Here is a 19843-nt window from a genome sequence, read left to right on the forward strand (position 1 = left end):
CGCCGGAGGTCTACCCGGGGTGGCGGAGGGCGTGCGCGACGGCGATGAGGGCGGCCAGGGCGGCGCCCGCCGAGACGATCCAGAAGCACAGCTCGTAGGCGCCGAGGCCGGGCGCGCCGGTGCCCGCGGCGGCCCGTCCGGCCAGGATCGACGCGGTGACGGCGCCCGCGACGCTGCCGCCCGTGGTCCGCACGAGGGAGTTGATCCCGCTGGCGATCCCGCTCTGGTCCATCGGGACGTGCCGGACGGCGAGGGTGCCGAGCGCCGCGTAGGCGATCCCGAACCCGATGCCCTGGATGGCGCTGAAGGCGAGCATGTCGTACACGTGCGTGTTCGACACCGCGAGCCACGCGTAGCAGAGCCCGGCGAACGCCGACCCGATCGCGAGGGTGTGGGCGGGGCCGAGCCGGGCGGCGATCCGCCCGGCCATCGCCGAGAAGACCAGCATCGTCACGGTGCTCGGCAGCATGTAGAGCCCGACGTCCAGCACCGAGCCGCCGAGGCCGTACCCGACCTCCTCCGGCCGCGCCTGCACGAAGCCCGCGATGAGCGTGAACGCGGCGAACATCGAGAAGCCGAGCAGCGCCGAGACGACGTTGGCCGACAGCGACCGGGCGCCGACGAGCAGGTTCAGCCGCACCATGGGCGCGCGGACCCTCCGTTCGACCGCGACCCACACCGCGCACAGCGCGGCCGCGGCGCCGAACAGGCCGAGGACCCCGGCGGACGCCCAGCCCCACGCGTTGCCCTGGCTGATGGCGAGCAGCAGGCACACCAGCCAGCAGGCGAGCAGCGCCGCGCCCGGCAGGTCGGGCCGGCCCCCGGCGCGGACGCCGACGTCGCGCGCCGTGGCGGCGACCAGCACCAGCCCGGCCGCCGCCAGCGCGGCGGCGATCCAGAAGACCGGGTGGTGGCTCGGTGTCCGGGCGGCGATCAGCCCGGTCACGATCATGCCCGCGCTGCCGCCGACGCCCATGGTGGCGCTGACGATGCCGATCGCCGTGGTGACCCGCTCGGGCGGGAACGTGTCGCGGATCATGCCGATGGCGAGGGGGATCATCGCCACCGAGACGCCCTGCAGGGCGCGTCCGGCGATCAGCACCGGCAGCGTGCCGGAGACCGCGCACACCGCCGAGCCCGCCAGCAGCAGCACCAGGGCCAGCAGGATCATCCGCTTCTTGCCGTACATGTCGCCGAACCGCGTGAGCAGCGGGGTGGCGACGGCGCCGGCCAGCAGGGACGCGGTGAACACCCATGTCACGTCGGTGATGGGGGCGTCGAAGCGGGCCATGAGCTGCGGCAGCAGCGGCAGCACGAGCGTCTGCTGCACCGAGACGACCATCCCCGCCACGGAGAGCGCGAGCAGCGTGGGGCCAGTGTGCCGTGCGGCCGGGGCGCCGGCTCCGGGGACCACCGCGGCGCGCGCCTCGCGCACCGCCGGGACCCCTGTCCCTCGAGCCGCCGGGGCGCCGGTCATGCGAACCTCCCGCATCGGCCGGTCGCCGGAGCCCGGCGCACGGCATGTACTTACTTAACCTAAGTAAGTGTAGAGCGGGGGAATCACCCCGCGACGCCCCGGTACGGCCCGACGCGCCCCCTATCCTGGTCGGGCACGGAGCCCGGGAGGCGCGCGTGATGACAGGGTCAGCCGTGAAGTCCAGACCGTCGACTTGCGGCGGCTCCACCTGTCCCGCCTCTGGGCCACGCCGCTGCCGCCCGGGTGCCGGCCGGGCGAGCGGCCGGCGGTCGCGGACGGTCTCGCCGCCGACCTCGCCACGCTGCTGCCGGAGCCGCTGCACACCGCGCTCGGACCCGTTATGCGCGAGATCACCGAACGCTACGCGAGCGTGTTGACCACGGAAGCCTGGCCCGAATTCCTCAGCGCCTGGCAGACCGGGCGGCACACGGTAGGGCTGCTGGCCGGCACCGGCTGCGCCGACCCGGAACCGCTCACGGCGGCCCTCCTGGCCGCCTGCGGCACGGCCCCCGCCGACACTCTCGTCGACGACGGCTCCCCGCTGTGGCGGTCCCCGGCCGGCGCCCATGCGAGGACGGCGCGCCCCGCCGAGCCCGAGACGGACACCCCCGAGGCCTCGGCAAGGGCCGAGCGCCTCGCCGCGGCCCCCGCGCCGGTGCGCGCCCTGGTCTTCGCCAACGCGTGGGCTCGGCGACAAGCCGAGACGGAACGGTTCGGCAGCACACCGCCCGCCCGCACCCGCGAACTCGACGCGTTGGCGCCCCTTGTCCGCGACCTCCCGGCCCTCCGCCGGTTCGCCTGAGCCAGGGGGAGGGCCGGGGCCCCACCGTCCGGGGCGGTGTCGCCGGCGAACCGGCCGCGCCCGCGCGTCGCGGTTTGCCCCTGGCCCCGGCCTCCATAGGGTTGCCTTTCGTGGACCTTCGTCTGCGCAACCCCCGCACCGCCATCCCCCGCACGGCCGGCCCTCGCGCGGCCATCGGCGTTCAGGCCCGGAAAGGACGCTGATGCAGGTCGTCACCACCGCCGGTCACGGTGGGCACGGCAAGTCGGTGCTCGTGCGCGCCCTCACCGGCAGCGAGCCCGGCGAACCGGGCGCCTGGACGGAGCTGCCCTCGGGCCGCCGCGTCGCGTTCGTCGACGCCCCGGGGGGCGAGCGGTCCGTCCCGGAGATGCTCGCCGGGGCGGCGCCCGCGTCCGCGGTCCTGCTCGCCGTCGCGGCCGACGAGGGGTGGATGCCGCAGACGCGCGAGCACCTGGAGGCGCTCGGCGCGCTCGGCGCCCGGTTCGGCGTCGTCGCGGTCACCAAGGCCGACGCCGCCGACCCGAAGCCCGCGCTGCGCCAGATCCGCGAGCGGCTCGCCGGGAGCGCGCTGGGGGGCGCGGAGGCCGTCGCGGTCAGCGCCGAGACCGGCGCCGGGATGGCCGAGCTGGCCGCCGCGCTCGACCGCCTCGCCGCCCGGCTGCCCGTGCCCGACCCGGACGCCCCGGTGCGGCTGTGGGCCGACCGGGCGTTCACCGCCGGGCGGCAGAGCGTCATCGCCGGCACCCTCACCGCCGGAACGGTCGCGGTGGGCGACGAGCTGCTCCTCATGCCCGCGGGCGAGCGCGTCCGCGTCCGGACGATCGGCTGCGCCGGCGAGCCCCGCGAATCGGTCGGCGGCGTCTCCCGCGTCGTGCTGACCCTGCGCGACGCCGGGCGCGTGGACGCCGGCATGGCCCTGGTCACCCCCGGCGCCTGGACGCACACCACCTGCGTCGACGTCCGCACCCGCTTCGGCGAGGCGTCCGGCAGGCTCGCGCGGCGGATGACGCTGCACGTCGGGTCGGCCGCCGTCCCGGTCCGGCTGCGGCCCCTCGGCCCCGACACCGCGCGCCTGACCCTGAACACCCGGCTCGCCCTGCACCTCGGCGACACCGGGCTCCTGCGCGACCCCGAGCGCCGCTCGATCGCCGGGGTGAGCGTCCTGGACGTCCGGCCGCCGACCCTCGTGCGGCCGGGCGCCGGCGCCGCCCGCGCCCGGGAGCTGGCGTCCTGGCCGGACCGCCCGGACGGCGCCCTCGTCCTGCGGCGGCACGGCGTGCTCCGCAGGTCGGAGCTGTCCGTCATGGGCTGCGCGCCACCGCCGGACGCCGTCGCCCTGAACGGCGACTGGGTCGCCGACCCGGCGCACTGGCGGTCGCTGTTCGAGCGGCTCGCCGAGGAGACGGCCCGGCACGCCGCGCAGAGCCCGCGCGCCCCCGGGATCCCCCTGGAGACCGTCCGGCTGCGGCTCGGCCTGCCCGCCCGCCAGCTCGTCGCCGCGCTCGTCCGGCCGCCGCTGCGCGTGGACGCCGGGCGGGTCTACGGCCCTGCTCCGGGCCCCGCCCCGGCGCGGGCCGCCGAGCCGTCGCGGGCGGCGGTGGCCGCGGAACCGCCGCCGCCCTGGGCCGAGGCCGTGGAGCGGCTCCGCGCCGAGCTGGCCGAGACCCCCTTCCGGCCGCCCAGCGCCGAGCGCCTCGAGGAGCTGGGCCTCACGGGCGAAATCCTCGCCGGCGCGCAGAACGCGGGCGCCCTCCTGCGGATCGGCGACGCGATCGTGCTGCTCCCCGGCGCCGACCAGGAGGCGCTGCGCGTCCTGTCCGCCCTGCCGCAGCCGTTCACGCCCGCCCAGGCCGGCGAGGCCCTCGGGACCGGCCGCGACACCGCCGTCGCCCTGCTGCGCCACCTCGACCGCCTCGGCCTGACCGAGCGCCGCCAGGGCGAAAACCGGTTGAACCGGGACGGGTGACTCTGGCGTCATAGATCGCGGTTCGGTTCCGTCGATCAAGGAGAGGGAAATGCCGTACCAGACCCTGAAGGGCGGCCGCGTCCCGATCCGGATGTGGACCGACCCGTCCACCGTCGAGGACCTCGCCCTCGACCAGCTCCGCAACGTCTCCGCCCTGCCGTGGGTGGAGGGCCTCGCGGTGATGCCCGACGTCCACTACGGCAAGGGCGCCACCGTCGGCTCGGTGATCGCGATGAGGGACGCGGTGTCCCCGGCGGCCGTCGGCGTGGACATCGGCTGCGGGATGACCGCCGCGAAGTCCTCGCTCACCGTCGAGGACATGCCCGACGACCTGGCCGGCCTGCGCGGCCGCCTGGAGAGGGCGATCCCCGTCGGGCGCGGCTCCCACAAGACCGCCGTCGACCCGTCCGCGCTGCCCGGCCTGAAGGAGCGCGGCTGGTACGACTTCTGGAAGGCGTTCGAGGACCTGCACCCGGCGGTGCGGTCCCGCCTCGGCCGCGCCCGCTCGCAGATGGGCACGCTCGGCGGGGGCAACCACTTCCTGGAGCTGTGCGCGGACGACGACGGCGCGATCTGGCTCGTCCTGCACTCGGGGTCGCGCAACATCGGCAACGAGCTGGCCGAGCAGCACATCGAGGCCGCCCGCAGGCTCCCGCACAACCAGGACCTGCCGGACAACGACCTCGCCGTGTTCCTGTCCGGCACCGCCAAGATGGACTCCTACCGGCACGACCTGTTCTGGGCGCAGGAGTACGCGCGCCGCAACCGCGCCGTCATGATGGCCCTCGCGCAGAACGTCGTGACGAAGCGGTTCGGGGAGAAGCGCTGCCGGTGGGAGCAGGTCATCTCCTGCCACCACAACTACGTGGCGGAGGAGGAGTACGGCGGCGTCGAGCTGCTCGTCACCCGCAAGGGCGCGATCCGCGCGGGGAGCGGCGACCTCGGGATCATCCCGGGGTCCATGGCGACCGGCACCTACATCGTCCGCGGACTCGGCAACGAGACCGCGTACAACTCGGCCTCGCACGGCGCGGGGCGGAAGATGAGCCGCAACAAGGCGCGCAAGAGCTTCACCGTGGACGACCTGGTCGAGCAGACCCGGGGCGTCGAGTGCCGCAAGGACAGCGGCGTCATCGACGAGATCCCCGGCGCCTACAAGGACCTGGAGACGGTGATCGAGGCCCAGTCCGACCTCGTCGAGGTCGTGGCGCACCTCCGCCAGCTCATCTGCGTCAAGGGCTGAAGGCGCGCGGGCCCGGCGCCCCGCTCAGGCGGGGCGCCGGGCCCGCCGTCCCCCTACATCAGCAGGTCGGACTGGTTGTCGTAGGCGTCCACGTACTCGGCGTGCGTCATGGCGTAGGGCGCGATGTTGAAATAGCACGACCACCGCAGCGGGACGCCGAGCAGGGTGCGCTGGCGGCCCCAGTCGGTGACCGACCGCATCCACTGGACGGACTTGGTGACCGGCCAGGAGGCGTCCACGCCCCATTCGGCGAGCCCCAGGGGGACTCCCAGGGAGTCGGCGAACTGGCACACCCGCCGCGTGCGCACGTCCATCGGAGGGGCGTCCGAGGTGGCGGAGATCTCGCCGATCGGGTACTCGTCGATCCCGATGAAGTCGACCAGGCCCGTGGGCGGCCAGTAGTACTTCAGCGCCGACCGCGAATCGGAGTACGGGAGGTTGCACGAGTAGTTGGTGTAGCAGACCCCCACCTTCACCCCGGCCGAGCGGAACGGCGGTGCCGACCGCTTGTAGAGGTTGATGAAGTCGGGACCGCTCATGTTGTCGACCGGCTCGTGGTAGATGATCACGTCGGCCTTGGCGCCCGTGGTGATGATGTCGTTCGCGAGCGACTGCAGCGTCGCCAGCGGCGTCGACATCGTCGGTTTGATGCTGTAGACGCTCTTGCGCACCCCCAGGTCGTAGCGCATCTGCGAGGTGGCCACCGTGGACGGCGGAGCGCCGTCGTAGCAGCGGCGGACCGGCAGCGGCCGTCCGGTGAGCGTCTCGAACGCGCTGATCGCCTGCTGCCACGTCTGGCCGCTCGTCGGGATGACGGCCGCGCCGACGAGCGGCCAGAGGACCGTCATGACCCGCCTCCCTCGGGTGGGACCGCGCGGTCGCGGTGCCCGGTCGTGGTCGCCCGGTCGTCGATCTGGATCCGGTTCATGTGTACGTCCCCCCTTGAACCAGGAAATGATGTCTTAAAGTAAAGAACTTTTCACGGAGAGTCGCCATGCTTCGGACGGCCTTGTTTGGGTGTCCGCCCTGGTCAGGACTTCGTGGCCGCACCAGGACGAGGTGCGCCCAGAAGGCGAAGCGGGCCGTGCGAGGCGAATCCGCTACCGGCCCTGGCGCGGCGCGGACCGGCGCTTCACGCCTCCGGCAGCACCCGGTCGATGAAGGCGGTGACGTCGGCGAGGACCTCGTCGCGGTTGGTCTCGTTGAAGACCTCGTGGCGGGCGCCGGGGTAGAGGCGCTCGGTGAGGTCGTCCCCGCGGACCGCCTCGATGCCGACGCGGGTGTCCCGCGGGCGTACGAGCTCGTCGGCGTCGCCGTGGACGTAGAAGGTGGGCAGCGCCCCCAGGGAGCCGTGCTCGTCGACGCGGCGGAGGGCGGTGTCGAGGGCCCGGACGGTGGGCTTCCTGAACGGCCCGTGCCAGATCAGCGGATCCTCGGTGTAGGCCTTCCCAACGGCCGGGTCGCGAGAGAGCGTGGCGGTGTCGATCGGCTCGTCCGGCATCTCGTCGAGGGGCAGCAGTTGCTCCACGACGTGCCAGCGGCCGAGGACCGGGCCGGACAGCACCAGCGCGGCGAGGACGCCGCCGTGGAGCTGGGCGTACCGGGTGGCGATCAGGCCGCCCATGGAGTGGCCGATCATGACGACGGGCAGCCCCGGGTGGTCGCCGCGGGCCGCCTCCACGACCGTGTGCAGGTCGGCGACGAGGTCCTCGAAGTCCTCGACCAGCACGCGCTCGCCGGCCGAGCGGCCGTGGCCCAGGTGGTCCGGGCCGCAGACGACGGCCCCGTGCCGCACCAGGACGGCCGCGACGTGGTCGTAGCGCCCGAGGTGCTCGCCGTAGCCGTGCACGAGCACCGCGACGTAGCGCGGCTCGCCGTCCGCCCAGATCCGGGCCGTGACCGCCCCCCGCGTGCCCGCGAACTCCCACTCCCGCGCCGTCGCCACCGCGCCCTCCACAGATCATCGGCGGAAGGCCACCGTCTCCCGCGTGGATCAGTTCGTCAACCACCGGAATAGGCTGGGGAGCCAGACCGCGACAGGAAGGGGTGCCCGTGCTGGTCGACACCTTCGGCCGTACCGCGACGGACCTGCGGGTCTCCCTCACCGACCGCTGCAACCTGCGGTGCTCGTACTGCATGCCGCCCGAGGGGCTGGACTGGCTGCCCAAGCCGGAACTGCTCACCGACGACGAGGTGGCCCGGCTGGTCGGCCTCGCCGTGCGCGACCTCGGCGTGACGGAGGTCCGCTACACCGGCGGCGAGCCGCTGCTGCGGCGCGGCCTCCCGGAGATCGTGCGGCGGACGGCGGAGCAGGCGCCGCGCCCCCAGATCTCGCTGACCACCAACGGGATCGGGCTCGACCGGCTGGCCGCGCCGCTGGCCGAGGCCGGGCTCGACCGCGTGAACGTCTCCCTCGACACCCTCGACCGCGACACGTTCCGGCGCCTCGCGCACCGCGACCGGCTGGGGGACGTGCTGGCGGGGCTGGCGGCCGCGCGGCGCGCGGGGCTCGCCCCCGTCAAGATCAACGCCGTGCTGATGCGCGGGATCAACGACCACGAGGCCGTCCCGCTGCTGCGGTACTGCCTGGAGCACGGCTACCGGCTGCGGTTCATCGAGCAGATGCCGCTGGACGCCCAGCATGGCTGGACCCGCGAGAACATGATCACCGCGGACGAGATCCTGGACCGGCTGTCGGCCAAGTTCGACCTCGCGCCCGACAGCGGGCACGAGCGCGGCAGCGCCCCCGCCGAGTCGTTCCTCGTCGGCGGCGGCCCTGAGACCGTCGGCGTGATCGGCTCGGTGACCCGGCCGTTCTGCGGCGCCTGCGACCGGGTGCGGCTCACCGCCGACGGACAGGTCCGCAACTGCCTGTTCGCCACCGAGGAGTCCAACCTGCGCGACGCGATGCGCGCCGGAGCCGCCGACGCCGAGCTGGCCGACCGCTGGCGCGCGGCGGTGCGGGCCAAGCGCGCCGGGCACGGCATCGACGACCCGTCGTTCCTCCAGCCCGCCCGCCCCATGTCGGCGATCGGCGGCTGAGCCGGTGGGCGCCGGCGCGTCGTTCGACGCCGTGCTGCTCGCGGGCGGGCGCGCGCGGCGGTTCGGCGCCGACAAGCCCGCCGCCCCCGCGGGGGGACGCCCGCTGGTCGAATGGGCGGCGGCCGCCGCGTCCGGGGCGTCCCGGCTCGTCGTGGTGGGGCCGCGCCGCGACGTCCTGCCGGACGCCGTCGTCGTCCGCGAGGACCCGCCGGGCGCCGGGCCGGTGCCCGCGCTGCGCGCCGGGCTCGCCGAGGTCCGCGCGCCCGTCCTGGCGCTGCTGGCCGCCGACCTGCCGTTCCTGCGCCCCGCCCACGTCGCCGCGCTGCTCGAGGCGATGGGGGAGCGGGACGGGGCCGTCCTGGTGGACGAGGACGGCCGCGAGCAGTGGCTCGCCGGGTGCTGGCGCGCGGGCGCCCTGCGGACGGCGCTGGCCGCCTACGAGGGCGCCTCCCTGCGCGGGTTCCTCGGCCCCCTGGATCCGGTGCCGGTGAGGCTGCCGGCCGGCGTCCGTCCGGCGTGGTTCGACTGCGACACCCCCGAGCAGCTGGCCGCGGCCGAGCGACTGCTTTGATCGTGCGAGAGTGGGCAGACCACCGGCACCACGCTCGAAGGGGGAAACCATGTCCGTCCTCGAGGACTGGATCAACGCGGCCTGCCTCGAACTGGGCCTGGAGCGCGGCGAGGTCGACCAGGGCCTGGTGCTCGACCTGGCCCGCGACGTCGCCCACAACGTCGCGCGGCCCGGCGCGCCGGTGACGGCCTACCTGCTCGGCCTCGCGGTCGGCCGCGGCGTGCCCGCGCGCGACGCCGCCGCCCGGCTGACGGAGATGGCCGAGGGCTGGCCGGCCGAGGCGCCCGAGCAGGCCGGGGTCCCCGAGCAGGGCGGGGCTCCCGAGCAGGGCGGCGCGCCGGTCCTCGACGAGGCCTAACCGCGCCCGGCGGGCTCGTCGCGGTCGGCGACCGGCACCACGTCCTTCAGGAAGTCGCGGCGGGACAGGAACGCCGACAGGCTCTCGCGGTGCTCGTCGCAGGCGAGCCAGACCTTCCGCCGGTCCGGCGTGTGGATCTTCGGGTTGTTCCACCGCAGCGCCCACACCGCGTCCGCCCGGCAGCCCTTGGCGGAGCACTGGAGTTCTTCGGGGCCGGTCCCCGAGTCGGAATCGCTCATCAGGGGAATCTATTGCATTGCTGTGTTCAGCAGTGCTCTGCTCCGGACCCGAAGGCACCGTCCCACACCGACCTCAACCACCGCCGCAACCACGCAACAACCTCAATGGTCGCGATCGCGTCCGAAGGCAGGTTCGAGCGAAGCGAGAACCTGATCGCGAAGCGAGCCGCAAGGCGAGACGGAGCGATGCCAGCGATCGCCCGCCTTTGTCGACGATGGAGGGCCCTCCGGGCCCGAAGGAGGAGCAAAGGCAATGACAAGGCGGTGGCAGGCGCTCTCGGTTTGCCTTGTCGCGGCGTTCATGACGCTGCTGGACGTCAGCATCGTCAACGTGGCGCTGCCGTCGATCCGGTCGGGCCTGCACGCGTCGGACGCGCAGCTCCAGTGGATCCTGTCCGGGTACGCGCTGACGTTCGGGCTCGTCCTCGTCCCGGCCGGGCGGCTCGGCGACGCCCGCAGCCGCCGGGCGGTGTTCATGTTCGGGCTCGCGCTGTTCACGGCGGCGAGCGCGGGGGCGGGCATCGCCCCGACGATCCTGTTCCTCGTCCTCGCCCGGCTCGTGCAGGGCGTCGCGGGCGGCATCCTCAACCCGCAGGTCGCCGGGCTCATCCAGCAGCTGTTCCGGGGCCCCGAGCGGGGACGGGCGTTCGGGGCGCTCGGCGCCGTCATCGGGATCGCCACCGCCGTCGGGCCGCTGCTCGGCGGCGGGCTGATCGCGATCGCCGGTCCGGCGGAGGGCTGGCGGTGGGTGTTCTACGTCAACATCCCGGTCGGCGTCGTGGCGCTGTTCCTGGCGTGGCGGCTGCTGCCCGCCCCGGTCTACGGGGAGCGGCAGGGCCTGGACCCCCTCGGCGTGCTGCTGCTGGGCGCGGGCGTCCTGTGCGTGCTGCTGCCGCTCGTCCAGGAGCAGCAGTGGCGCGGCGACCTCAAGTGGCTGCTCGTCCTGGCGGGCGCCGTGCTGCTGGCGGCCTTCGCCGCCTGGGAGCGCCGGGCCCGGGCGCCGATGGTCGACCTCGCGCTGTTCCGGCTCCGCTCCTACTCGCTGGGGTCGGCGATCGCGCTGCTGTACTTCGCCGGATTCACCGCGGTCTTCTTCATCTTCACGCTCTACCTCCAGGCGGGCCTCGGTCTCAGCGCGCTGGAGGCGGGCCTGGCGATCACGCCGTTCGCGCTCGGCTCCGCGGTCGGGTCCACCCTCGGCGGCCGCGCCGTCTCGCGGTACGGCCGCCAACTCGTCGCCGGAGGCCTGTGCCTGGTGCTGGCCGGGCTCGGCGCGGCGTGGCTCGCGGTGGAGCTGAAGCCCGGCGCGGGCGTCGCCTGGGCCACCGCGGCGCCGCTGCTGCTGGCCGGGCTGGGCAGCGGCCTGGTGATCTCGCCGAACCAGACGATCACCCTGTCGGAGGTGGACTACACCGAGGGCGGCAGCGCGGCCGGCGTCCTGCAGACCGGCCAGCGGGTCGGCACCGCGATGGGGGTCGCCGCCGTCGGGTCGGTGTTCTTCGCCACGATCGCCGGGACGCGCGGGGACTGGGCCGCCGCGTTCCGGCACGGGCTGATCGTCGTCCTCGGGTTCGTGCTGGCGGCGCTGGCGGCGGCCCTGGCCGACCTGGCCGCCGGCCGCCGGGGCTCAGCGCCGCCGGAGGAGGGCGCGCAGGCCCAGGCCGAGGGCCGCCGCGGTGCCGGCGGCGGCCGCGGCTAGCACCCGGTTCTGCCGCCTGATCCGCGCCGGGATCCGCGCGTACGGCACCGTCGAGAACGACACCAGCTCGTAGCGGGAGACATAGCGCCCGGCCAGGCGCCGCTCCAGCGCGTGGACCGCCGCCTGCTTCGCCCGGTACACCGGGGACGACACCCGGTCGCGCATCTCGATGAAGTTGTCCAGCGCCATCTCGGCGATCGCGTCGGTGTTGGCCTTGCGCCGCTCCTGGTAGAGCGACAGCGCGCGGGCCCAGTCGCCGCCGGTCTCGGTGAGGCACCGGTCGATCTCGATGCAGTCCTCGAACGCGCAGTTGGCGCCCTGCCCGAAGAACGGCACGATCGCGTGCGCGGCGTCGCCCAGCAGCGCCACCAGGGCGCCCTTGCCGTACCGCGTCCACGGCCAGCAGCGGACGGTCACCAGCGACCCCACCGGGTTGCGCTCGTAGTCGCCGGCGAGGTCCGGCATCAGGCCCGCGACGTCGGGGTAGTGCCGCTCGAAGTAGGCGGTGACCTCCTCCGGGGTGTCGAGGGCGGCGAAGTCCGCCTTGGGCCAGAACAGCGTGCAGGTGAACGAGCGGTCCAGGTTCGGCAGCGCGATCATCATCGAGGTGCCGCGCGGCCAGATGTGCAGCGCGTCGGGGTCGAGCGCGAACCCGCCGTCCCTCGGCGGGACGGTCAGCTCCTTGTACCCGTGCTCCAGGAAGTCGGCGTCCTCGTCCAGGCGCAGCGACCGGCGGACGGCGCTGTACGCGCCGTCCCCGGCCAGGACGATGCCGGCGGGCTCGGGGGCGGCGCCCTCCAGCAGGACGGCTCCGGCCTCGACGTCCACTCCGGTGACGCGCTGGGAGAACCGCAGCGTGACGCCCGGGGTGCCCTCGGCGGTGTCCAGGAGCGACCGGTTCAGCTCGGCGCGGCTGATGGAGTTGATGGCGCGCTCGCCGTCGGCGCTGTAGGGCTGGAAGTTCGGCGCGCCCGCGAGCGGATGCACCATCCGGCCGTGCATGGGCAGCGCCTGCTTGAGGGACTGGTCGCGCAGCCCCACCTGCTCCAGCGCCGCCAGGCCGCGCGCGGAGATCGCCAGGTTGATCGAGCGCCCCCGCTCGGCGCCCGCCACGCGCGGATCGGGGCGCCGCTCGTACACCGTCACCGCGATGCCGCGCCGGCCGAGCAGCACCGCGAGCAGGCAGCCCGCGAGGCCCGCGCCGACGACCGCGACCCGCTCCCCGGCCTCAGCCGCCATGGACGGGGACCTCCTCGGTCTGGGAGCGGACCTCCCACAGGTCGGGGAACGCGGGGGCGAACAGGGTGCTGCGCAGGTAGTCGGCGCCGGCCGACCCGCCCGTGCCGATCTTCGCGCCGATCGTCCGCTCGACCATCTTCAGGTGCCGGTACCGCCACTCCTGGATGCCCTCGTCCACGTCGACGAGCGCCTCGCAGACCTCGGCGGCGGGGCCCGTCTCGTCCGCGTAGACGGCGAGCAGGGCCTTCTGCACGCCGGGGTCCGGCTCCCACGGCCGGGAGAAGTCGCGCTCCAGGGCCCCCCGCGGGACGGCGTGGCCGCGGCCGGCGAGGTAGCGCAGCAGCGAGTCGAACACCGACGGGCGCGACACGGCCGCCTGGAGCCGCTCGTCGCCGCGCAGGTCCGAGGCGGGGAAGGAGCGCCGCCCGAGGACGGCCTCGATCTCGCGGAACTGCTCGCTCTGGAAGCCGCTGGAGTTGCCGAGCTCGTCGCGGAACGCGGCGAACTGCCGGGGCGTCATCGTCTCCAGCACGTCCAGCTGCCCGACCACGGTCTTGAGGATCTTGGCTATGCGGCGGGCGGTGTGCAGCGCCCCGGCGCTGTTGCCCTCCTCCAGGCGGGCCTGGAGCAGCGCGGCCTCGTGCAGGATCTGCTTGAACCACAGCTCGTAGACCTGGTGGATGATCACGAAGAGCAGCTCGTCGTGCGCCCGGGTCTTCGGCTCCTGGCAGGACAGCAGGTCGTCGAGCCTCAGATAGCCGCCGTACGTCATCGTCGGCGAATCCGCCATCACGCCTCCTTGCGACACAACGGATGTGATCCGCAGCATATGGGATGGATCTGTACGACCAGGCGTTGGGTGGTCGTGCGGAGTCCATATCCCCCTACGATCAGAACCTGATTCGGTAGCGAGCCGGGAGGCGCCGGATGGGTGAGATCGTCAGGGAGTTCGTGGGGCTGCCGTCACCGCTCGCGGGCAGGGCGGGCGCGGGCGGGCACCCGTGCCAGGGCGTCTACCACCGGCCCGCCGGGGCCGCCCCGAAGACCGCGTTCATCGCGGCCCACTACAACGTGGACTTCTCCGAGCACTACCTCGCCGAGCACCTCGCGGCCCGCGGCCACGGCTTCCTCGGCTGGAACACGCGCTTCCGGGGCAACGAGGCGTACTTCCTGCTCGACCACGCCCTCGCCGAGATCGGCACCGGGGTCCGCTGGCTCCGCGAGCGGGCGGGCGCCGAGCGCGTCGTCCTGCTCGGCAACTCCGGCGGCGGCTCGCTTATGGCCGCCTACCAGTCGCAGGCCGTCGAGCCCAACATCACGCCCGTCGCGGGGATGCGCCCCGTCCCTGCGATCGAGGACCTGCCCGCCGGGGACCTGTTCGTCGCGCTCGCCGCCCACGCCGGCCGCCCGGAGGTCCTCACCGCCTGGATGGACCCGTCGGTCACCGACGAGACCGACCCGCTGTCGGTCGACCCGGCCCTCGACCCCTTCGACCCCCGCAACGGCCCCCCGTACGACGCGGAGTTCCAGGCCCGGTACCGCGCCGCCCAGCGCGCCCGCAACGAGCGCATCACCGACCGCGTCCTCGCCCGCCTGGACGCCCTGAAGGGCACCCGCGCCCGCGACACCCTGTTCACCGTCCACCGCACCTGGGCCGACCTGAGGATGATCGACCCCTCCATCGAGCCGTCGGACCGCCGGCCCAACCGCTGTTACCTCGGCGAGCCCGCCAAGGCGAACTACGGCGTGTTCGGCATCGGCTCGCTGTGCACGCTGCGCTCCTGGCTGTCGATGTGGAGCCTGCGCACCTCGCAGTGCGCCGCCGCCCCGCACCTCGCGCGCATCACCGCCCCGTCCCTGGTGGTGCACGCCACGGCGGACGAGGGCGTCTACGAAAGCGACGCCCGCGCGGTGTTCGACGCCCTCGCCGCGCCGGACAGGACCCTCCACCGGATCAGGGACACCCACTACCTGCCGGACTCCCGGCCCGAGGCCGCCGACCTCGTCGACGCCTGGGTCCGCGAGCGCTGAGGGGCCTCACCGCAGCGGCCTCACCACCGGCCTCACCACAGCGGCCTCACCACAGGCGCAGCGACCGCGTGAAGATCCCGGCCACGGCCTCCTCGTCCACCGCGCGAGGCGCGGTCGCCAGCAGCCGCTGCTGCTTCATCGCGCCCTCCACCAGCGCGGGGACGTCGCCCTCGGTGTACCCGACTCCGCCGATCCCTTCCGGGAGGCCGATGTCGCGCATAAGCCGCAGCACGGCCAGCGGCAGGTGCTCGGACGCCTCGTCCGGCCGGTCCGTCCGAGGGTCGAGCAGCTCGGCGGCCCGGACGTGCCGCCCGGGGCACGCCTCGAAGGTGAACCGGAACGCCTCCGGCGCGGTCAGCGACACCGACATGCCGTGCGGGACCATCGCCTCCCCGGCGGGGTAGCCGTCCGGGCGGAAGTCCCTGACCTGCCCGGCGATCGGGTAGGCGTTGGCGTGCGGGATGTGCACCCCGGCGTTGCCGAACCCGAGGCCCGCGAACGTCGCCGCGAGCGCCATGTCGGTGCGCGCCTCCCGGTCCTCCCCGTCCTCGACCGCCCTGCGGAACGACCGCGACAGCAGGCTCAGCGACTTCTCCGCCCACATGTCCGACACCGGGTTGGCCCCGCAGTAGGGGACCCGCTGCTCGGGCCTCTTGCGCTCGTACGCGTCGTAGGGGCGCGCGGTGTAGCTCTCCAGGGCGTGGCAGAGGATGTCCATCCCGGCCGAGGCGGTCACCCCGGGCGGCTGCGACATCGTCAGCTCCGGGTCCACCACGGCCAGCGCCGGCCGCAGCCGCGGATGGCTGATGCCGGTCTTCACCCGCAGGTCCAGGACGTCGAGGACGCACACCGTGGTGCTCTCCGCGCCCGTGCCCGTCGTGGTGGGGACGGCCACCAGCGGCAGCAGCGGCCGCTCCGGCGCGCGCCCCGCGCCCACCGGCGGGTTCAGGTAGTCGGCGAGGTCGCCCTCGTTCGTCGTGAGCAGGTTGACCGCCTTGGCGGTGTCGATGCTCGACCCGCCCCCGACCGCCACGTACGCGTCGTAGGGGCCGGTCTCCCGGGCGTGCTCGACCGCCTGCCGCATGCTCGCGTCCGTGGGCTCCACGCGCACGCCGTCGAACACGGCGGCCTCGACCCCGTACGCCCCCATCGCCTCGGCGATCCGCGCCGGCCCGCCCGTCGCGGCGATCCCGGGGTCGGTGACGACCAGCACCCGCCGCGCCCCGAACTGCGCCAGATCGAACCCGATCTCGTCCGCCGCCCCGCTGCCGAACTTCAGTTGCGGCGCCCCGTAGGTGAAGACCGTCTCGCTCGTCATGCCCCCAAGGTGTCACACGTCCCGGCGGCGCCGGGTCCCCCGGATCAGTCGAGGTCGCCGGTCGCCAGGCGGACGCGGCGGAGCGCGGCGGTGATCTCGGCGGCCTCGGCCTCGGGGAGGCCGGCGATGCCGAAGCCGGACTCGTTGAGGGCGAGCGTGGCCTCCTCGGCGAGGTCGCGGCCCGCGGGGGTGATGGTGGCGAGGACGACCCGGCGGTCGTCGGGGGAGGGGCGGCGGCCGACGAGGCCCCGCTGCTCCAGGCGGCCGATCACGTTGGTCACCGAGGCCGGGTGGACCATGAGGCGGGTGCCCATCTTGCCCATGGGAAGGGTTCCGGTGCGGGTGAAGGCGAGCAGGCGCAGGGCCTCGTAGGCGGCGAACGTCAGCCCGTAGGGCTTGAGGACGGCCTCGATCCGGCTGAGCAGGACCTGCTGGGCCCGCATCACCGAGGTGACGGCCGCCATGCGGTCGGCGTGCTCGGGCCAGCGGCCGCTCCACTGGCGGTGGGCCTCGGCGATGGGATCGGGCATGTCGGGCACCGGCCCACCGTATGACGTCTTGACTGCGTCGCGCACGGAAACTACTTTAACTTCCAAATATTGGATGTCCAAGGGTTGAGGTGGAGACGGTGACGGGGGAGCTGCACGCGCCGGTGCACCCGGTGCGCTTCGTGACGGCGGCGGCGCTGTTCGACGGCCATGACGCGGCCATCAACATCATGCGGCGCATCCTGCAGTCCCAGGGCGCCGAGGTGGTGCACCTCGGGCACGACCGCTCCGTGCGGGAGGTCGTCGACGCCGTCCTGGAGGAGGACGCTCAGGGCGTGGCGATCAGCTCCTACCAGGGCGGCCACGTCGAGTACTTCGAGTACCTGTCGCGCAGCCTGAAGGAGGCCGGCGCCGAGCACGTGAAGGTGTTCGGCGGGGGCGGCGGCGTCATCGTGCACGAGGAGATCGCGCGGCTCTCGGACGCCGGCGTGCGGATCTTCTCCCCGGAGGACGGCCAGCGGCTCGGCCTGCCCGGCATGATCAACGAGCTGGTCCGCGAGTGCGACGTCGACCTGGCCGCCGAGCCGGTGCCGGTCGAGGACGTGCTGGCGGGGGAGCGGCGCGCCCTCGCCCGGGCCGTCACCTGCCTGCAGGCCGGGAACCTGCCCGCGGACGACCGCGCGCGGCTCGCCGAGGCTGCGGCCGGGCGGCGCGTCCCCGTGCTCGGGATCACCGGGACGGGCGGGTCCGGGAAGTCCTCGCTCACCGACGAGCTGGTGCGGCGGCTGCGCGTCGACCAGGGCGACCGGCTGCGCGTCGCGGTCCTCGCCGTTGACCCGACGCGGCGGCGCGGCGGCGGCGCGCTGCTCGGCGACCGGATCAGGATGAACTCCCTGGACGGCGACCGCGTGTTCTTCCGCTCCCTGGCGACCCGGGGTGCGCGGGAGCTGCCCGAGAACGTCGAGGACATCATCACCGCCTGCAAGGCCGCCGGGTACGACCTGGTGGTCCTGGAGACGCCCGGCATCGGGCAGGGCGACGCCGCGATCGTGCCGCTGGTCGACGTGTCGCTGTACGTGATGACGCCGGAGTTCGGCGCCGCGTCCCAGCTCGAGAAGATCGACATGCTCGACTTCGCGGACGTGGTGGCGATCAACAAGTTCGAGCGGCGCGGCGCGGCCGACGCGCTGCGCGACGTGGGCCGCCAGCTCGTGCGCAACCGGGAGGCGTTCGGGCGGCGCCCCGACGACATGCCGGTGTTCGGCACCAGCGCCGCCACGTTCAACGACGACGGCGTCACGGCGCTCTACCAGCACCTCGGGGGGCTGCTGGGCGAGCACGGCCTGCGCCTGGAGGACGGTGCCCTCCCCGAGGTCGCGACCAAGGTGCCGACCGGCGCCGCGACCGTCATCCCCCCGAACCGCGTGCGGTACCTGTCCGACATCGCCGAGACCGTCCGGGGCTACCACGCCGACACGGTGAGGCAGATGGAGGCGGTGCGGCGCGTCCAGCGGCTGGACGAGGTCCGTGCCGAGCTGACGGACGCCTCCGAGGTCGAGGCCCTGCTGGAGAAGGCGCGCCGCGAGGTGGAGCCGGGGAACGCCCAGCTGGTCGAGGGCTGGCCCGCGGTGGTGGAGTCCTACTCCGGCGACGAGCAGGTCGTGCGGATCCGCGACCGGGAGCTGCACACCGCGCTCGCGCGCGAGTCGCTGTCGGGCACCCGGATCCCCCGCGTCGCCCTGCCGCGCTACACCGACCACGGCGAGCTGCTGCGCTTCCTCCGCAACGAGAACCTGCCCGGGCGGTTCCCGTTCACCGCCGGGGTGTTCCCGTTCAAGCGCGACAACGAGGACCCCGCCCGCATGTTCGCGGGGGAGGGCGACCCCTTCCGCACCAACCGCCGCTTCAAGCTGCTGTCGGAGGGCCAGCCCGCGACGCGCCTGTCCACCGCGTTCGACTCGGTCACCCTGTACGGGCGCGACCCCGACGAGCGTCCCGACGTGTACGGCAAGGTCGGCACGTCCGGGGTGTCGATCGCCACGCTGGACGACATGAAGGCGCTCTACGACGGGTTCGACCTGTCCTCGCCGACCACCTCGGTGTCGATGACCATCAACGGCCCCGCGCCCACGATCCTGGCGTTCTTCCTGAACACCGCCGTCGACCAGGGGCTGGACGCCTTCTACGAGGAGAACGGGCGCGAACCGTCCGAGGAGGAGGCCGCGCGGATCCGCGCGCGGGTGCTGTCCACCGTGCGCGGCACCGTGCAGGCCGACATCCTCAAGGAGGACCAGGGGCAGAACACCTGCATCTTCTCCACCGAGTTCTCGCTGCGGATGATGGGCGACATCCAGGAGTGGTTCATCGCCAACAAGGTCCGCAACTTCTACTCGGTGTCCATCTCCGGCTACCACATCGCCGAGGCCGGGGCGAACCCCATCAGCCAGCTCGCGTTCACCCTCGCCAACGGCTTCACCTACGTCGAGTCCTACCTGGCGCGCGGCATGGACATCGACGACTTCGCGCCCAACCTGTCGTTCTTCTTCTCCAACGGCATGGACCCGGAGTACAACGTGCTGGGACGCGTGGCCCGGCGCATCTGGGCCGTGGCCATGCGCGACCGGTACGGCGCCAACGAGCGCAGCCAGAAGCTCAAGTACCACGTGCAGACGTCCGGGCGCTCCCTGCACGCGCAGGAGATGCACTTCAACGACATCCGCACGACGCTGCAGGCGCTCATCGCCATCTACGACAACTGCAACAGCCTGCACACCAACGCCTACGACGAGGCGGTCACCACGCCGACGGCCGAGTCGGTGCGGCGGGCCCTGGCGATCCAGCTCATCATCAACCGCGAGTGGGGCCTCGCGATGAACGAGAACCCCCTCCAGGGGTCGTTCGTCATCGACGAGCTGACCGACCTGGTCGAGGAGGCCGTGCTCACGGAGTTCGACCGCATCAGCGAGCGCGGCGGCGTGCTCGGCGCGATGGAGACCGGCTACCAGCGGGGCCGCATCCAGGACGAGTCGATGCTGTACGAGCAGCGCAAGCACGACGGCTCGCTGCCGATCATCGGCGTCAACACCTTCCGCACCCCGGAGTCCGGCGACGGGACCCCGAAGACGATCGAGCTCGCCCGCGCCACCGAGGACGAGAAGCGGTCCCAGCTCGACCGCGTCCGCGGCTACCAGCGGGCGCACGGGGACGAGGCGCGGGCCGCGCTCGCCGCGCTCAAGGACGCGGCCCGGTCCGGGGGGAACGTGTTCGCGGTGCTGATGGACGCGGCGCGCGTGTGCAGCCTCCAGCAGATCACCGACGCTTTCTTCGAGGTCGGCGGCCAGTACCGCCGCAACGTCTGAGGACCGTCCGC

At 73.8% G+C, this 19843-nt stretch carries 17 protein-coding genes; 9 read left to right on the top strand and 8 right to left on the bottom strand.

The window, feature by feature from the left end:
- Positions 1-10: 10 nt before the first annotated feature.
- Positions 11-1477 carry an MFS transporter gene (locus FKD65_RS43695; RefSeq protein WP_141586168.1) on the bottom strand — a complete coding sequence of 489 codons (1467 nt, stop codon included), beginning with the start codon at positions 1475-1477 and terminating at the stop codon, positions 11-13.
- A gap of 193 nt (positions 1478-1670) precedes the next feature.
- Between FKD65_RS43695 and FKD65_RS43700 the strand changes: the two genes are divergently transcribed.
- From FKD65_RS43700 to FKD65_RS43710, 3 genes are all read left to right on the top strand, one after another.
- Positions 1671-2279: a hypothetical protein gene (locus FKD65_RS43700; protein WP_141574964.1), complete on the top strand. Its 609-nt coding sequence runs from the start codon at positions 1671-1673 to the stop codon at positions 2277-2279.
- A 202-nt stretch (positions 2280-2481) separates the two neighbouring features.
- A complete protein-coding gene (locus FKD65_RS43705) occupies positions 2482-4245 on the top strand; it encodes a selenocysteine-specific translation elongation factor (protein WP_141586170.1) in 1764 nt (587 codons plus the stop codon).
- A 49-nt stretch (positions 4246-4294) separates the two neighbouring features.
- Positions 4295-5488 carry an RtcB family protein gene (locus FKD65_RS43710; RefSeq protein ID WP_141574966.1) on the top strand — a complete coding sequence of 398 codons (1194 nt, stop codon included), beginning with the start codon at positions 4295-4297 and terminating at the stop codon, positions 5486-5488.
- A gap of 53 nt (positions 5489-5541) precedes the next feature.
- Here FKD65_RS43710 and FKD65_RS43715 read toward each other — a convergent pair whose 3' ends face one another.
- Together FKD65_RS43715 and FKD65_RS43720 are read right to left on the bottom strand one after the other, a co-directional pair.
- Positions 5542-6336 (bottom strand): hypothetical protein, encoded by a 795-nt coding sequence (locus FKD65_RS43715; RefSeq protein WP_141574968.1) that lies wholly within the window; start codon positions 6334-6336, stop codon positions 5542-5544.
- Positions 6337-6620: 284 nt separating this feature from the next.
- Positions 6621-7433: an alpha/beta hydrolase gene (locus FKD65_RS43720; protein ID WP_141574970.1), complete on the bottom strand. Its 813-nt coding sequence runs from the start codon at positions 7431-7433 to the stop codon at positions 6621-6623.
- 107 nt (positions 7434-7540) lie between these two features.
- On the opposite strand from FKD65_RS43720, the gene moaA reads away from it, so the two are divergent.
- Genes moaA through FKD65_RS43735 form a run of 3 tightly spaced genes read left to right on the top strand, consistent with a single transcriptional unit; the run spans position 7541 to position 9459 of the window.
- Entirely contained in the window at positions 7541-8530 is a 990-nt protein-coding gene (gene moaA, locus FKD65_RS43725) for a GTP 3',8-cyclase MoaA (protein ID WP_240809896.1), read from the top strand.
- 4 nt (positions 8531-8534) lie between these two features.
- Complete coding sequence (locus tag FKD65_RS43730) at positions 8535-9101, top strand: molybdenum cofactor guanylyltransferase (protein WP_141574974.1); 567 nt, start codon at positions 8535-8537, stop codon at positions 9099-9101.
- A gap of 49 nt (positions 9102-9150) precedes the next feature.
- Positions 9151-9459 carry a DUF6457 domain-containing protein gene (locus FKD65_RS43735; protein WP_168220893.1) on the top strand — a complete coding sequence of 103 codons (309 nt, stop codon included), beginning with the start codon at positions 9151-9153 and terminating at the stop codon, positions 9457-9459.
- Here FKD65_RS43735 and FKD65_RS43740 read toward each other — a convergent pair.
- Positions 9456-9698: a hypothetical protein gene (locus FKD65_RS43740; RefSeq protein ID WP_141574977.1), complete on the bottom strand. Its 243-nt coding sequence runs from the start codon at positions 9696-9698 to the stop codon at positions 9456-9458. The genes FKD65_RS43735 and FKD65_RS43740 overlap by 4 nt on opposite strands.
- A 253-nt stretch (positions 9699-9951) precedes the next feature.
- Between FKD65_RS43740 and FKD65_RS43745 the strand changes: the two genes are divergently transcribed.
- On the top strand, positions 9952-11397 hold the full coding sequence (locus FKD65_RS43745; RefSeq protein ID WP_141574979.1) for an MFS transporter: 1446 nt from the start codon (positions 9952-9954) through the stop codon (positions 11395-11397).
- On the opposite strand, the gene FKD65_RS43750 is transcribed toward FKD65_RS43745, so the two are convergent.
- Positions 11326-12636, bottom strand: coding sequence for an NAD(P)/FAD-dependent oxidoreductase (locus tag FKD65_RS43750; protein ID WP_141574981.1), 1311 nt, complete (start codon positions 12634-12636; stop codon positions 11326-11328). The genes FKD65_RS43745 and FKD65_RS43750 overlap by 72 nt on opposite strands.
- Positions 12626-13426, bottom strand: coding sequence for a tryptophan 2,3-dioxygenase (locus FKD65_RS43755; protein WP_141574984.1), 801 nt, complete (start codon positions 13424-13426; stop codon positions 12626-12628). Before FKD65_RS43755 ends, FKD65_RS43750 begins: the two co-directional genes overlap by 11 nt.
- Before the next feature lie 137 nt (positions 13427-13563).
- On the opposite strand from FKD65_RS43755, the gene FKD65_RS43760 reads away from it, so the two are divergent.
- Positions 13564-14667, top strand: coding sequence for a lysophospholipase (locus FKD65_RS43760; protein ID WP_141574987.1), 1104 nt, complete (start codon positions 13564-13566; stop codon positions 14665-14667).
- Positions 14668-14713: 46 nt separating this feature from the next.
- On the opposite strand, the gene FKD65_RS43765 is transcribed toward FKD65_RS43760, so the two are convergent.
- Together FKD65_RS43765 and FKD65_RS43770 are read right to left on the bottom strand one after the other, a co-directional pair.
- Entirely contained in the window at positions 14714-15985 is a 1272-nt protein-coding gene (locus FKD65_RS43765; RefSeq protein ID WP_141574989.1) for a hydroxyacid-oxoacid transhydrogenase, read from the bottom strand.
- 44 nt (positions 15986-16029) lie between these two features.
- Positions 16030-16515 carry a MarR family transcriptional regulator gene (locus FKD65_RS43770; protein WP_141586177.1) on the bottom strand — a complete coding sequence of 162 codons (486 nt, stop codon included), beginning with the start codon at positions 16513-16515 and terminating at the stop codon, positions 16030-16032.
- Positions 16516-16613: 98 nt separating this feature from the next.
- Between FKD65_RS43770 and icmF the strand changes: the two genes are divergently transcribed.
- Complete coding sequence (gene icmF, locus FKD65_RS43775; protein WP_141586179.1) at positions 16614-19832, top strand: fused isobutyryl-CoA mutase/GTPase IcmF; 3219 nt, start codon at positions 16614-16616, stop codon at positions 19830-19832.
- The last annotated feature ends 11 nt before the right edge of the window (positions 19833-19843 follow it).

The sequence above is a fragment of the Actinomadura sp. WMMA1423 genome (assembly GCF_006547145.1).
In the GTDB taxonomy this organism is placed as follows: Bacteria; Actinomycetota; Actinomycetes; order Streptosporangiales; family Streptosporangiaceae; genus Spirillospora.